The sequence below is a fragment of the Lentibacillus halophilus genome (genome assembly GCF_039522485.1).
GTDB lineage: Bacteria > Bacillota > Bacilli > Bacillales > Amphibacillaceae > Lentibacillus > Lentibacillus halophilus.
In genome coordinates this window covers 268,916-283,168 of sequence record NZ_BAAADM010000054.1, presented here as the reverse complement: position 1 = coordinate 283,168, position 14,253 = coordinate 268,916, and the positions used below count along the sequence as shown (strand labels likewise).

Annotated in this window: 16 protein-coding genes; all 16 read right to left on the bottom strand. The window is 42.1% G+C overall.

Annotated features, from left to right (window positions below; genetic code table 11):
- Window positions 1-3: 3 nt before the first annotated feature.
- A complete protein-coding gene (gene aroB / locus ABDZ72_RS11200) occupies window positions 4-1,092 on the bottom strand; it encodes a 3-dehydroquinate synthase (RefSeq protein ID WP_343753088.1) in 1,089 nt (362 codons plus the stop codon).
- Complete coding sequence (aroC, locus tag ABDZ72_RS11195) at window positions 1,092-2,258, bottom strand: chorismate synthase (protein ID WP_343753086.1); 1,167 nt, start codon at window positions 2,256-2,258, stop codon at window positions 1,092-1,094. The genes aroB and aroC overlap by 1 nt, the downstream gene beginning before the upstream one ends.
- 183 nt (window positions 2,259-2,441) lie before the next feature.
- The gene (gene ndk / locus ABDZ72_RS11190) at window positions 2,442-2,888 is read right to left on the bottom strand and encodes a nucleoside-diphosphate kinase (RefSeq protein WP_343753084.1); all 447 of its coding nucleotides are present in this window, start codon (window positions 2,886-2,888) and stop codon (window positions 2,442-2,444) included.
- A gap of 82 nt (window positions 2,889-2,970) precedes the next feature.
- On the bottom strand, window positions 2,971-3,942 hold the full coding sequence (gene hepT / locus ABDZ72_RS11185) for a heptaprenyl diphosphate synthase component II (RefSeq protein WP_343753082.1): 972 nt from the start codon (window positions 3,940-3,942) through the stop codon (window positions 2,971-2,973).
- A 123-nt stretch (window positions 3,943-4,065) separates the two neighbouring features.
- Window positions 4,066-4,785 (bottom strand): demethylmenaquinone methyltransferase, encoded by a 720-nt coding sequence (locus ABDZ72_RS11180; RefSeq protein ID WP_343753080.1) that lies wholly within the window; start codon window positions 4,783-4,785, stop codon window positions 4,066-4,068.
- 4 nt (window positions 4,786-4,789) lie between these two features.
- Entirely contained in the window at window positions 4,790-5,584 is a 795-nt protein-coding gene (locus ABDZ72_RS11175) for a heptaprenyl diphosphate synthase component 1 (protein ID WP_343753078.1), read from the bottom strand.
- Between the two features lie 109 nt (window positions 5,585-5,693).
- Window positions 5,694-5,906, bottom strand: a complete 213-nt coding sequence (gene mtrB, locus ABDZ72_RS11170; protein ID WP_343753076.1) for a trp RNA-binding attenuation protein MtrB — start codon at window positions 5,904-5,906, stop codon at window positions 5,694-5,696.
- Between the two features lie 151 nt (window positions 5,907-6,057).
- Window positions 6,058-6,330: an HU family DNA-binding protein gene (locus ABDZ72_RS11165; RefSeq protein ID WP_343753074.1), complete on the bottom strand. Its 273-nt coding sequence runs from the start codon at window positions 6,328-6,330 to the stop codon at window positions 6,058-6,060.
- A 390-nt stretch (window positions 6,331-6,720) separates the two neighbouring features.
- On the bottom strand, window positions 6,721-8,199 hold the full coding sequence (gene spoIVA / locus ABDZ72_RS11160) for a stage IV sporulation protein A (RefSeq protein ID WP_343753072.1): 1,479 nt from the start codon (window positions 8,197-8,199) through the stop codon (window positions 6,721-6,723).
- Window positions 8,200-8,392: 193 nt separating this feature from the next.
- Window positions 8,393-9,130: a hypothetical protein gene (locus ABDZ72_RS11155; protein ID WP_343753070.1), complete on the bottom strand. Its 738-nt coding sequence runs from the start codon at window positions 9,128-9,130 to the stop codon at window positions 8,393-8,395.
- A 12-nt stretch (window positions 9,131-9,142) separates the two neighbouring features.
- Window positions 9,143-9,340 (bottom strand): DUF2768 domain-containing protein, encoded by a 198-nt coding sequence (locus tag ABDZ72_RS11150; RefSeq protein ID WP_343753068.1) that lies wholly within the window; start codon window positions 9,338-9,340, stop codon window positions 9,143-9,145.
- Between the two features lie 207 nt (window positions 9,341-9,547).
- Window positions 9,548-9,808 carry a stage VI sporulation protein F gene (locus ABDZ72_RS11145; RefSeq protein ID WP_343753066.1) on the bottom strand — a complete coding sequence of 87 codons (261 nt, stop codon included), beginning with the start codon at window positions 9,806-9,808 and terminating at the stop codon, window positions 9,548-9,550.
- A 59-nt stretch (window positions 9,809-9,867) separates the two neighbouring features.
- Window positions 9,868-10,905: an NAD(P)H-dependent glycerol-3-phosphate dehydrogenase gene (locus ABDZ72_RS11140; protein WP_343753064.1), complete on the bottom strand. Its 1,038-nt coding sequence runs from the start codon at window positions 10,903-10,905 to the stop codon at window positions 9,868-9,870.
- A 15-nt stretch (window positions 10,906-10,920) separates the two neighbouring features.
- Window positions 10,921-12,231: a ribosome biogenesis GTPase Der gene (gene der / locus ABDZ72_RS11135; RefSeq protein WP_343753062.1), complete on the bottom strand. Its 1,311-nt coding sequence runs from the start codon at window positions 12,229-12,231 to the stop codon at window positions 10,921-10,923.
- 133 nt (window positions 12,232-12,364) lie between these two features.
- Window positions 12,365-12,982 (bottom strand): YphA family membrane protein, encoded by a 618-nt coding sequence (locus ABDZ72_RS11130; protein WP_343753060.1) that lies wholly within the window; start codon window positions 12,980-12,982, stop codon window positions 12,365-12,367.
- A gap of 122 nt (window positions 12,983-13,104) precedes the next feature.
- On the bottom strand, window positions 13,105-14,235 hold the full coding sequence (gene rpsA, locus ABDZ72_RS11125; protein ID WP_343753058.1) for a 30S ribosomal protein S1: 1,131 nt from the start codon (window positions 14,233-14,235) through the stop codon (window positions 13,105-13,107).
- Window positions 14,236-14,253 lie beyond the last annotated feature (18 nt).

The following is a 14,253-nucleotide window of genomic DNA, read 5'->3' as shown; positions in this document are numbered from 1 at the left end:
GTCTCATCCCCCATTCTTTGCTTGTTTTGCCAGTTCATCCAGAAAAGATGTCAAGTGAACTCGTAAATCTGCATCATCGATGTTATCGGTGCATGGGTGACCCACTTCTTTCAAAAGAACCATTCGGATGGAGGCATTGTTTGCTTTTTTGTCCAGTTTCATCTTTGTAATGATCGTCTCTGCATCAATTACCGGCAATTCTAATGGATAGTCGTTTGTTTTCAACCAAGTATATAGCTTTTCCAATGGAAGATTTGTATCATAGGCTCCCTCACTGACCCGTATGGCAAATAACAACCCAATGGCCACTAGCTCCCCATGTGTCCATTTTCCATAACCGAGCAAAGCTTCCAGCGCATGTCCCAGTGTGTGACCCAGATTGAGATATGTGCGGACACCTGATTCGTATTCATCCGTTTCAACAATGGATGCTTTTATACGAATACCTCTCATAATATCCTCAGTAAGTTCGTTATTGGTCAATGATGCTAAATTTCGATTCATCAGTGTGTGAAAAAAATCGGCATCAGAAAGTAGCGCCTCTTTGACAAGTTCCGCATAACCTGACCGTATTTCCTGCTTATTGAGTGTGTGCAATGTTTGTATATCATAAATGACGGCATTCGGTGGATAAAAATTGCCAATCAAATTTTTCCCGTGCTCATGATTAATAGCAACCTTCCCACCGACACTGCTATCATGAGCAAGAATGGTCGTCGGCATTTGAATGAAATCAATTCCGCGCATAAAAGTTGCTGCTGCAAAGCCTGCCGCATCCCCTACAACTCCGCCCCCAAGCGCGATAATCAGTGACTGTCTGTCAAGTCCGCATGTGATGGCTTTGGTGTGGAGTTGATAAAATATGTCGACACTTTTTGCTTGTTCGCCCACTGGAATAACATGGGTGAAAACACGGGACTGGTCCAATCCTTCTTTAACATCTTCCAGGTAATGGCCACTGACTGCTTCATCCGTAATAATCAGTACGGACGTATAGGATCCGGGCAACAAATAATTGATGTCACGACGAATACCTTCTCCGACGTATATGGGGTATGTCCTGGAAGCGGCCTTTACATTCAAAACATCCATCAGAAGCACCTTATTTCTTCACGATAATCGTTAATTGCTTTCTGTAGTTTCGGGAATTGATCATGCGGAAATTGCTCCGTTATAGCTTTAGCAATTTCAAAAGCCACAACATGCTCCATGACGACGGATGCAGCAGGCACAGCACAGGAATCAGACCGTTCAATGCTTGCATTAAAGGCTTCTTTTGTTTCGATATCAATGCTTTGAAGTGGCTTATACAGCGTTGGGATGGGTTTCATAACCCCCTTTATGATAAGCGGCATACCGGTTGACATTCCGCCTTCCAATCCTCCAAGTCGGTTTGTCTTTCGATAATAACCAGCTTCCTCACTCCACGTGATTTCATCGTGAACCTGACTGCCATGTTTTCGAGCTGCTTCAAATCCCAGCCCGAATTCAACCCCTTTAAATGCATTAATACTCATAACGTTGCCCGCTATTCGTCCATCCAATTTACGATCATAATGAACGTATGATCCGATGCCTGCTGGCAATCCTTCAACATACACTTCCGCAACACCACCTATGGAATCGCCATCTTTTTTGGCTTGATCGATGGCATCCTTCATGGGTTGCTCGACATTTTCATCAAGGGTTCGGACAGGGGAATCTTCAGAAATCCGTTGTCTGTCGGCAATGGTTAAGGAACTGTCGTCTTCTGCTGTAATTCCGGCTATTTCTTTGACATAACCGGCAATATGGATGTCCAACTGTTTAAGCAGCGTTTTGGCAACCGCACCAGCCGCAACACGTGCAGCCGTTTCTCTTGCTGATGAACGCTCTAGAACGTTCCGCATATCACGGTGACCATATTTCAGCGCTCCATTCAAATCAGCATGTCCTGGCCTTGGACGTGATACTTTCCGCCGCAATTGTTTGTCGTCCTCAACGGGGTCTTCACCCATGATGTCAACCCAGTGTCTAAAATCATCATTATGTATGACCAGCGATATCGGTGAACCGAGGGTATACCCATGCCTTACACCGCTTGTGATTTCCGCCATATCTTTTTCAATTTGCATTCGTTTGCCACGACCATGCCCTTTTTGCCTCCGGACCAATGATCCGTTAATATCTTCCTGAAGCAACGGCATATTGGAAGGGACGCCCTCCACAATTGTCGTCATTTGTTTACCATGAGACTCACCGGCTGTCATGTACCGCATGTCACTTCCTCCTTCACGGAATTTTGTATTACTATATCATATCAAAGCTCACTATTGGTAGTTTTCATTAAAAAATTTACCGCATCTTCTGACTGGTAAAAAAAATACGTTTGCATCACATCAAACGGTTAGGTATGTTTTTCGTGTATACAAAACCTCCGTTCAAAAACGGAGGCCCAACACTCAATAAATCCATTCACTATCCTGTTTGGAATAAGTTTTAATTTCATTGTCCTGGAAGAAAAGATTGATTTCTTTTTCAGCACTCTCAGGAGAATCGGATCCATGAATGATATTTTTTCCGACCGTCATACCATAGTCTCCGCGAATTGTGCCGGGAGCTGCTTCAAGTGGGTTGGTTTTGCCCATCATATCGCGTGCTATCGCAATGACATTTTCTCCTTCCCACACCATTGCAAAAACAGGTCCGGATGTGATGAATTCAACCAATTCCCCGTAGAATGGTTTATCTTGGTGCTCGTCATAATGTGTTTTTGCCATATCATCAGACATTTGCATAAGCTTTGCTCCGACCAATTTAAATCCTTTACGCTCAAATCGACTTACCATTTCACCGACCAGATTGCGTTGAACGCCATCCGGCTTTACCATTAAAAATGTTTTTTCCATTTTGTGCACCTCTTTTTTTATGTAGTTTGTTCAAACGAACCGTAAAAAATTTTATCAGACTTCCGGTTGAATAACAACATGCTTAAGAACGTCTTTTACCAATATACTTCGCAATGCGTTGCAATGTGTGCTTTGCTTTATCATGTGGAAGATATTCCAACTGCATCAGCGCTTTTTGCAAATAGTGATCACTGACCCGGTAAGAAGCATTCATAGCATGGGTCTGCTTTAATGATTTGACCAATGGATCCATGGATGCAGCGGTCACCTGCGACGGATTACTGAATGTTTCGCGCAGTTTTTTCTCAAACGATGGATCTTTCATTGCAAAAAGCACTGGCAAGGTAACATTCCCTTGCATTAAATCATTTCCGGCGGACTTTCCCAATTCCTGTTCCGATGCGGTGAAATCAAGGATGTCATCAATAATTTGATAAGACATACCAATATAATAACCATAGCGGAATAACCTGTCCGCCTGTCTATCAGGGATACCGGATGCAATGGCACCAAGTTTGCAACTGGCGGCAATAAGCAATGCCGTCTTGCGTTTGATTCTTCGCAAATAATCACGCAAGGTTTGTTCAAAGTTATACTTATCGTTGATTTGTTCAATTTCGCCCTTGGCAACTTGAACCATCGTCCGGGAAAGAATGCGGTGTGCAGCAGGCGTTTCCAGCTTGGTGATGTTTTCCAATGCCTTGGCCAGAATGAAATCACCGGTATACATAGCTGTGCGGTTGCCATATAGCGATTTAATGGTAGGGTTGCCCCGCCGTAATGAAGCATTATCGATCACATCATCATGTACGAGTGATGCCATATGTATCAATTCCAACGATACAGCAACTGTTTTAATGCGCTCAGTATGATATTCTCCAAACTGGCCGCACAACAAGACAAAAACAGGGCGGATGCGTTTTCCCCCCGCCTGCAACAATTGTGTGGACGTTTCACGCAATATATCATGATCGGCTTGAATCGTATCAGCGAGAGCATGTTCAATGATATCCAATTCTTTTTTTAAATGCCCGTATGTTTTCGTCAACTTCATGCATGTCACCTTTAATCCTGTATTGACTGGATGTCCTGTCTCACCTGTATAATCCAATAGCAAAAGCGGACTCATCCGTCACAACATCGATATAAAAACGTCATTGTGCTGTGCGGAAAGCACTTACCCATCCTGGTCCTTTTTCATTCCCATATGCATAGCAGCCACTCCTCCCGTATACGGCTTCACCTTGACATAGTCAAAACCGGCCGTATAAAACATTTGTTTCAGTGTTTGTTTATCAGGAAAATCTTTTGCTGATTCATGCAGCCATGCATATTCTTTGTAACTTTTGGCAAATAATTTTCCCAGCAACGGCATGATAAAACGGAAATAAAAATAATAGGCTTGTCGAAAGCCAATCAGCGTTGGCTGAGAAGTCTCCAGACATACAGCTGATCCGCCCGGTTTAACAACACGATGCATTTCTTCAAGTACTCTCATATAGTCAGGAACGTTACGCAGTCCAAAACCAATGGTGACATAATCAAATGAATGGCTTTCAAACGGAAGCTCCATGGCATTACCCTGCATAAAAGTCAACTGTTTGTGTTGAGCCGTGTCTTTTTTTGATCTAGCCACAGCCAGCATATTGTTGCTAAAGTCCAAACCGATCACATGACCGGATTCGCCTGCAGCTCCCGCGAGAGAAAAAGCCCAGTCCCCGGTACCGCAGCATAGATCTAATGCTGATGCCCCTTCCGGCACGTTCATTTGTTTCATGACATCTTTGCGCCAGGCTTTATGGCGTTGAAAGGAAATAATCGAGTTCATCTTATCATATCGATCCGAAATCTTTTCAAACACATGATGTACCCGTTCTTCTTTCGGTGATGGCTTCATACCTCTACCCTTCTTCCGCAATCGATCCGCTTTCGGATAAGGATTCATTACTAGTATTTCTGAGCTCAGCACTCAAACACGCAAAATCGGCCGGAAATTGCCGCAAACAAGTATCCATTGCTTCCAACTCCCTATTAAGAAACGATACAATGGTCTGATCATTTTCAGCTGCAATATATTCATTCCATATATCAAACGATGCTACATCGGCATTTTTTATGGATGTTCTCGCAGTAGCCAGCTTTTTGACGGCAAGCCATTCCGGGGCAACACTCCGGATGGTTTTTTCTCCAGCAAAATCAGCAACCCGTGTAATTAAGAGTGAATCCAATTTTTTAATACGCTGGAGGACTAAATTAAACGACTCATGATTTCTTTCATAATATAATTGCATTTTCGTTTCATTGATTTCATTAATAGCCGCTGCCAGCACGCTAATCAGTCCAATATCCTCTGTCTCGGAAAGAAGCAGGTAATATAGACTGCTGTAATAATCACCGGCCAGGACGGATAATTGTTTGGATTTCTCTTCACATTCCGTATGCGGACGTTCATTGGTTTCAGGCACTGTATCATGTATATCCAACGCTGTTTGAACAAGCATGGTTGCCAAAATATAATTTTTCTTCGTTTCATCCGATAATAATGTATTGTTAAGGATGGTGGTTAGTATATATAATTTATCATCATTCAAATACGGAACCTGTACATATTTTGCAATCAGCGGATTATGTATTTTATCACGAATCAGCTCTTTTAGATCGCTCATGTTCATACTGGATCTGTCCAACATAACCATCGGCACCCTTCTTATTTGCTGCAAATTGTACATATATTATAGCATAATCTCGGCATGTTCCATAACAAAAAATCGAAAAGACGTGGCAGAAGGGGACCGTTCTTACCGGCTAGCCGTTTTCCATCTCCCCGTGACTTGTTTGAATAACAGCTTTTCCCCTCACTTTTACAGCCGACGTATGTTCTGTGAACTGTGCGATCATCACTTCATTTGCATCCAGTTTTTCCGAATGATGGAAGCGTGTATCACTGCCCCTTGTCAAACCAATTACATTCACACCATCTTCCAACGCTTTTATAACAAAAAAGTCATTTTTTTCCATTTTAACACTCCCAGTACACCATCATATCTGATCTCTGACCAACAGATTCATGAATAAATCTTAAACCTTTATCAATGGTGAGATGTTTAAAAAGGTATTAAAGTGAAAAAAGAGCACGTCTGAACGTGCCCTTATGCCCTATGTAAGAAAATTATTGAACACTTTCTTTAAGGGCTTTGCCTGGTTTGAACGCAGGAACTTTGCTTGCAGGAATCTTTATTTCTTCTCCTGTTTGCGGATTGCGTCCTTTCCGTTCCGAACGTTCACGCACTTCAAAGTTGCCAAAGCCGATTAATTGTACTTTTTCACCTTGTTTAAGTGAATCCATGACAGAGTCAAAAACTGCATCCACAGCTTTTGTAGCATCTTTTTTGGAAAGGTCGCTTTTTTCTGCAACAGCATCTATCAAGTCTGTTTTATTCATGACATTCACCTCCTCCCATGAAGTTTCCAAACGGTATAGAAACATCTTATCATGTACAACCATTTGTTTCCAAATCGTGCATTTTTAAACCCAACACCATCAAATCAATGATGACAAGGCTTATGTTAAACGAGATGAAACCAAAATTCAACAATATACATATAATTTATCCATATTTATTTCTTTTTTTGGTTATGTTTCTTGTTCCGATTACGAATGATGGATATTAATGGTAAAATGAAGTGCGATGTGTCCCCGAATGCATCATACCGCCCCATACAAACTATATACGACATAAAGATGTGAAATCCTGCCTTTGATTAAAAATCTTAAGGTATGCCCATATTAAAAAAAAACATTAGACAAAAAAATAGCAACTATGGCTAGCTGCTATAAAATAATGGCTATTAAACCACCGGAACCTTCATTGATAATCCGTTCCAGTGTATCTTTCAATTTATACCTTGCATTTTCCGGCATAAGGGAGATTTTCGCCTGTATACCTTCTCTGACGATGGAATTCAATGATCGCCCGAATATATCGGATTCCCAAATCGACAGCGGGTCCTCCTCAAAATCCTGCATCAGATACCTGACCAATTCCTCACTTTGCTTTTCCGTTCCGATAATAGGGGCAAATTCCGATTCAACATCCACTTTGACCATGTGAATGGAAGGAGCAATGGCTTTCAGTCGTACACCGAATCGAGACCCTTGTCGTATAATTTCTGGTTCATCCAGCTGCATATCTTCCAATTGCGGAGCAGCGATTCCATAACCGGTTTGCTTCACCATTTGCAAGGCGCTTGAAACCTGATCATATTCCCGTTTGGCATGGGCAAATTCCTGCATTAATTCAAGCAAATGTTCCTTGCCACGTATTTCCTCCCCGACTATCTCTTTTAGAACCTCGTCATATAAATAGTTGGGGGCATGGAGGTCAATTTCCGCTACGCCCTCTCCCATTTCCATACCAGCAAGATTGGCGCTGTCAATATAATCATAACCGTCAAAGTCACCGACAATGCTATCCACATCCCGAAGCCTTCGGATGTTTTTCACCGTTGTCTGAATGGCTTCCTGATAATCCTTGCGCAGCCAGTGATCATCATGCAGCACCATCACCCAGCTAGGAAGGTTCACATTAACTTCCAACACAGGGAATTCATATAAGGCTTCACGCATCACATTATAAACATCATGCTCCGACATTGATTCAATGTTGACGGACAAAACGGGTATGTCATATTTTTCCGCCAGATCATGTCGCAATTGTTCCGTTTCATCACTTGTAGGTTGCGATGAATTGACAACCATGATAAAGGGTTTGCCGACTTCTTTCATTTCCTCAACGATTTTTTCTTCCGGCTCCTCGTAATCGCTACGTTCAATATCACCGAACGACCCATCTGTTGTTATGATGACGCCAATGGTTGAGTGCTCCTGGATAACCTTTCTCGTACCAATCTCGGCGGCATCATGAAATGGAATCGGTTCTTCATACCACGGTGTATTGATCATCCTTGGTCCATTTTCATCTTCAAAACCTTTTGCCCCTTCCACAGCATAACCGACACAATCCACCAGACGGACATTTACATCAAGCCCTTCGTCAACATGGATAGACACGGCCTGGTTGGGAATAAACTTCGGTTCCGTCGTCATAATTGTTCGTCCAGCAGCACTTTGCGGCAATTCATCATGAGCCCTGTCCCGTTCACCTTCATCAGATATATTCGGCATGATTCCCAGTTCCATAAATCGTTTAACAAATGTTGATTTTCCGGTCCGGACCGCGCCCACGACTCCAAGGTAAATATCGCCGTTTGTCCGCTTCGAAATATCTTTAAAAATATCAACTTTCTCCAAGTGATCCCCTCCCGATCTCCTATTGCATAATCATAAATACCTGAAAAATATAGACATTATAAATATATGATGTTGTCCCATCAAAATATGCCCTGATCCTGACGAAAAGAGTGAAAAAGATGAATCTGATTTAAAACAATAATAAAAATCCCTTGCAACACACTATATGTTACAAAGGATCGATTATGATTGATTATTGATTTTTATTAACGGAAACCTGGAATACTGGTTTGCCGTCCTGAATGGTGTATGGAAGGGAGTATGCCGGGACAAAAGGGGTGTTTTCCGCAAGCAAATACCTTATATCGTCCCCTATTTGATAATGATGATCATATTTCTGCAGTGCCCGATTCAAATCTACACTATAATCAACATACAAATCACCGTTGGTATCCATCACGATGGGAAGATTTTCTTTGGAATAGGGACTTTTTACATAGGGACGCTTGTCCAATCCGAGTTTTTTATAATTAATCCGGTAAACGCCTTTCGAAATTTCATGACCGAATGGAGGATATTTATTCTCTTTACGATACATTTGTACTTTTGTGATCACTTCTCTTATGGCATCAGCCATCCGCAGATCAATCAGCTTCACTCTCGGGTTCTCATCCGGTGTTATAATCGTATATTGATAAATACCACCATTTTCATACGCCGTTCCAGGGATTTCTGACAACAAATTCCGATCTTTTAAGTCCTGAAAGCTAATTAGATGCTTTCGGAAAATCGGTGTGTCCTTTGATTTTGTCTTAATCGGCAGCAGTCCGTCTGTTTCTTTTTGATACTGATCAACCGCTGTCTGTACCTTTTTCAATTGGGACTCGTTCGGTACGTTGTTTTTAGACATTTCACTTTCCGGATAGAGGCACCCGGTCAAAAAAATAACCATAACCGTCAAATAAAGAACTGTATATGTATGCTTAATCATATAGGAAACCTCCTAGCGTGTTGGACCGCTGAACACGATGTATAAAATAATGACAGCGCCAATGATCAAGGACAAATAGGCCAAAATAGACACAATGCCTGACGCCCATCCTTTTAGTTTGTATCTGCTAACAAGAATAAGCCCCATGGCTAAAAGCAGCAGCCCCATACCGATGAACGAAATCCACATATTCAGCATTCCTTCAGACATTTAACTCACCTCAATTCATTGCTGCAAACAACATGCATTATAACATAATCGATAAGGGCAGATACATAAAAATATCCGGGCGAAGAGGGGCTGTCTTCATCCCGGATTGACTAAATAAATACCCACAGCAGCTCCAGCCATGAATGCTTGTGCGATTTAGTTTATGCAAGCATGCAAAACAATGTCTCCTCACTTGCCCAGATATATCTATCGTTTTAACATCTCATTTAACGTGTCCATATCCATTGGCATATTGTTTTTCGTTATCGTTTCAACGATCCGGTCTTCTTTTGATTTGGAAATGGGTTTATCAGCCATCGTTGCTAACTGTTGAACAAGATCCCGAACCGTTTTTTCATCTGAAAAGTCAGCGTTTTTCACAGAGTTTGCCACTTTATGAATATCATTCGGGTCTATATTCGTTTGCTGCTTCACCTTATCAAAAGGATTACCCTGAAAATGACTCACATGCTCGCCTCCTTGCATATTAACTTCAACATATTATATGCATGGCAGACGATGACGTGTCAGTCTGAGCAATCTGTGCGGATAAATCCTGATAAATCATCCATTTCTTCCCGTTTATGACGATTCATAAGCTGATCGACCACATCCCCAGGGGCTTTATCTTCAAACAGAACCTGATAAAGTCCATTCGTTATCGGCATCTCGATTTGTTGCTGGTGTGCAAATTGGCTCGCGGCTTTGGTTGTTCGGACACCCTCAACAGCCATCCCCATTTGTTCCAGCACATCATCCAGCTTCCAGCCCTGACCAAGCATGTTTCCTGCACGCCAGTTGCGGCTATGGGTGCTTGTGCATGTAACAATCAGGTCTCCCACCCCTGGAAGTCCTAAAAAGGTGATGGGGTTAGCCCCTAGGGATGCTCCAAGCCGGGTTATTTCCGCGAGCCCTCTCGTAATAAGGGCAGATTTAGCGTTGTCACCATACCCTAAGCCGTCGGAAATACCTGCTCCCAGAGCAATAATGTTTTTTAATGCACCTCCCAACTCAATGCCTACCATATCTGTGCTTGTATAAACCCGGAATGATTCGTTAATAAACAAATCCTGTGCGAATGCCGCATTTTCCTCATTCATCGATGATACAGTGACAGTGGTGGGCTGGCGCTTACCAACCTCCTCAGCATGACTGGGGCCTGAAAGTACAACAATATCTTCATAGGAATAGGCATCCATTTCCTCACTAATTAACTGTGAGACACGTTTAAGTGATTCCGGCTCAATACCTTTTGTTGCGTGGATAATGACCGGTTGATGGTGGACAAGGCTGTTTAATTTACGGCAAACGTCATCAACGGCTTTCGTCGGCACCACTATAACAATTGCCGACACATCCTCAACAGCTTCTTCAAGCTTATCATACGCCTTTAGCTTCATCGGCAACTGTACCTGTAAATACGTTTCATTTGTGTGGAATGTATTGATTTCCTTTGCCTGTTCGCTACGATGGGTCCATAGTCGAACATCATGACCGTTATCCGCCAACACTATGCTTAATGCGGTACCCCAACTGCCGGCACCTAATACGGCTATTTTTTGCAATCATATTCCCCCTTTTCAAGCACGTTTACGAGCGAAAATGTTAATCGGTGTTCCAGTAAAACCAAACGCTTCTCTGATTCTATTTTGCAAAAAGCGTTCAAATGAAAAGTGCATTAACGATGGATCATTGACAAATATGACAAATGATGGCGGTTTAACAGCCACCTGTGTTGCATAAAGCACTTTCAGACGTTTGCCTTTGATTGTTGGCACCGGATTTAATGCGAGTGCATCATTGATAACATCATTCAAAACATTTGTTGGAACACGTTTCGCATGATTTTCACTGGCCGTTTTGATGGCTGGAGTCAATGTATGTATCCGTTTTTTGGTCTTAGCTGACAGAAATACCATAGGGGCATAATCCAAATATTGAAATTGAGAGCGGACCTTTTTCTCAAATTCCCTCATCGATTTTTCATCTTTATCGACTGTGTCCCATTTGTTGACAACAAGGATCATCGCTTTTCCGGACTCGTGGGCGTAACCGGCAACCTTTTTATCCTGTTCTCGTATACCGGTTTCAGCATCGATCAACGCCAGAACAACATCGGATCGCTCAATGGCTTTCAAAGCCCGGAGGATACTGTACTTTTCCGTCGCTTCATAAACTTTCCCGCGTTTTCGCATACCCGCTGTATCAATAATGACAAAATCCTGGTCATCTTTATGTAAACGGGTATCAATGGCTTCTCGTGTTGTTCCCTCAATGTCACTGACAATGACACGTTCTTCGTTCAGAAGCGCGTTGACAAGCGATGATTTGCCTACATTCGGCCGTCCAATGACACTGAAATAAATTGTATCATCATCACGACTAGCAACGTGCTGTTCAGGAAAATACCCGATAACAGTATCCAGCAAATCCCCCAGACCCAGTCCGTGCTCTCCCGATATCGGGTACGGCTCACCGAAACCCAATGCGTAATACTCGTAAATGGTCTCACGCATTTTGGGGTTATCCATTTTATTGACAGCTATAACAATAGGCTTGTTTGATTTGTAAAGAATTTTGGCAACTTCTTCATCAGCTGCCGTTATTCCTTCCTGGCCATTAAGCATAAAAACAATGACATCCGATTCCTCAATGGCAATTTCAGCCTGATGCCGCATTTGTACCAGCAGTGGTTCATTGCTCACTTCAATTCCGCCAGTGTCAATAACATTAAACGATGTTGTGAGCCATTCAGCTTCGGCATAGACCCGGTCGCGTGTCACGCCTGGTGTGTCTTCCACAATGGAAATGCGTTCCCCGACAAGCCAATTGAAAATAGTTGATTTTCCCACATTCGGTCTTCCTACAATTGCTACAACCGATTTCCTCATGAAAAGGCCATCCTTTCCGTTTCTCTCTGCATCATACTAAGTAAATATTCTAGCAAATGAACGGGATGAGCACAATTATATTATAAAGCTTCTTTCCGTTCAGGTCTTGCTATCCTTCACACAATCGGAATAACTACTGTGCTTTCTTTTTTATAAACGTTCCTCGCCTTAATGCAGCGTTTTTCAGTTGTTCATTTAATTTACGTGTTCCAGTATTCAAAAGATGCTGTCCAATCAAAGCAGCTGTAACGATTGAGACGGTATCCAGAAAAACCATATCACCAATGACATCCGAAAATGAATATGTTGTCAAAATCAGACTGTATAGCCATTCTCCCCCTACTATTCCAGCAATACAGCAGAACAGCCTGTTTCGGAACGTGCGGATCATCCAAATGGTCAGCAATAGAATAAACAAAGGAATCCATACAATCTTAGGCAAAAACAGCCCGATCGGAGAAAGCATGTACCAAATAAGCAGACCCGTATACCCTATCATGATAGTAAATGATACCAACAAAGAAAACAGAAAACGGTTAAGGCGGGCAAGCTGATAAAAGGTTACCGTCAGCAAAACAACATAACTTAGGGAAAAATGGAATATACCAAACGGCAATTGAACATCAGCAAAAAGAATCAGTATTAATACGAAGCACGTAAAAGTAGTCCGGGTTTTTCCTTCCGGCATAAAACATGCAACAATAATACAGCCGGCCCAAGCGAGCCAATAAAAAATAAGTCCATCATTCATAAAAAAACACCTACCATTATAAGTATGGCAAGCTTTTTTTAACATTAAACATAAAAAGGGCTCTTTCCAAACGGGAAAAAGCCCTTTTTTATTATGCCGCGAAACGTCATTATTCGTCCCGACTATTTATATTTGTCCAATTTGTCACCAATGAAATCACCAAGTTGAAATCCTGGTTCATCGTCATCTTTTTGATATTCTTTAACGTCAGAAGCTTCTTGTTCTTGTTCCAATTCTTTAATACTGAGCGATATGCGTTCATCCCTTTGACTGACATCAAGAACCTTCACGTTAATCTCCTCACCCACTTCCAGTACTTCCTGCGGTGTTCCTATATGGCGGTTGGCAATTTGTGATATATGAACCAATCCTTCAACACCAGGAAAGACTTCAACAAATGCACCAAAGTTCACAAGCCGTTTAACTGTTCCTTCAAGGATGTCGCCCTGACTCACACGATCTTCAATATTGGCCCATGGACCAGGCAGTGTTCTTTTGCGGGATAAGGAAATGCGTTCATTATCGCGGTCAACGGAAAGGACTTCCACATTCACTGTGTCACCTTCACTGACAACATCGGATGCCTTTTCCACGTGTTCATGTGCCAATTGGGAAATATGTACCAACCCATCAATTCCGCCAAGATTTACAAAAACACCAAAATTGGTGATCCGCTCAACCACTCCTTCGAGAACTTGCCCTTCTTCCAATGATTGGAGAACTTCCTGTTTCTTTTCATTTAATTCATCCTGAACGACATCTTTATGGGAAAGAATAACCCGGTTTTGTTCTCTATCCAAATCAACTATTTTCACACGTAATGGTTGATTAATGTAATCGGAAAAGTCATCCACATAGTACGTTTCGACCAGTGAAGCTGGAATAAAACCGCGCACCCCAACATCAGCAACAAGGCCGCCTTTCACAATTTCCTTCACTTCCGTTTCAAAAACGTCGCCATTATTATACTGTTCTTCCAAAGATTCCCATGCCTTTTCGGCATCTACTGCTTTTTTAGACAGGATAACCTCATCATCTTCCATTCTTTTGACATACAATTCAATCTCATCATCGGCTTGTGCGATGTCACTAGCTTGCTCAATATGAAGACTGGACAATTCACTGATGGGAACAATCCCTTCTGTTTTATAGCCGACATCCACAAGAACCTGTTTTTCTTCCACTTTCACGACAGTCCCTGTTACAATATCACCTATATTCAATTGTGGCATGTCATTACTTGATTCACTCATACCTTCGCCCTCCTTAAA

Excerpts from the sequence above, each read along its gene's own strand:
- aroB (WP_343753088.1), bottom strand. The coding sequence starts at position 1,092 with ATGGATGTTTTGAATGTAAAGGCCGCTTCCAGGACATACCCCATATAC.
- aroC (WP_343753086.1), bottom strand. The coding sequence starts at position 2,258 with ATGCGGTACATGACAGCCGGTGAGTCTCATGGTAAACAAATGACGACA.
- ndk (WP_343753084.1), bottom strand. The coding sequence starts at position 2,888 with ATGGAAAAAACATTTTTAATGGTAAAGCCGGATGGCGTTCAACGCAAT.
- hepT (WP_343753082.1), bottom strand. The coding sequence starts at position 3,942 with ATGAAGTTGACGAAAACATACGGGCATTTAAAAAAAGAATTGGATATC.
- ABDZ72_RS11180 (WP_343753080.1), bottom strand. The coding sequence starts at position 4,785 with ATGAAGCCATCACCGAAAGAAGAACGGGTACATCATGTGTTTGAAAAG.
- ABDZ72_RS11175 (WP_343753078.1), bottom strand. The coding sequence starts at position 5,584 with ATGGTTATGTTGGACAGATCCAGTATGAACATGAGCGATCTAAAAGAG.
- mtrB (WP_343753076.1), bottom strand. The coding sequence starts at position 5,906 with ATGGAAAAAAATGACTTTTTTGTTATAAAAGCGTTGGAAGATGGTGTG.
- ABDZ72_RS11165 (WP_343753074.1), bottom strand. The coding sequence starts at position 6,330 with ATGAATAAAACAGACTTGATAGATGCTGTTGCAGAAAAAAGCGACCTT.
- ABDZ72_RS11155 (WP_343753070.1), bottom strand. The coding sequence starts at position 9,130 with ATGATTAAGCATACATATACAGTTCTTTATTTGACGGTTATGGTTATT.
- ABDZ72_RS11150 (WP_343753068.1), bottom strand. The coding sequence starts at position 9,340 with ATGTCTGAAGGAATGCTGAATATGTGGATTTCGTTCATCGGTATGGGG.
- der (WP_343753062.1), bottom strand. The coding sequence starts at position 12,231 with ATGAGGAAATCGGTTGTAGCAATTGTAGGAAGACCGAATGTGGGAAAA.
- ABDZ72_RS11130 (WP_343753060.1), bottom strand. The coding sequence starts at position 12,982 with ATGAATGATGGACTTATTTTTTATTGGCTCGCTTGGGCCGGCTGTATT.
- rpsA (WP_343753058.1), bottom strand. The coding sequence starts at position 14,235 with ATGAGTGAATCAAGTAATGACATGCCACAATTGAATATAGGTGATATT.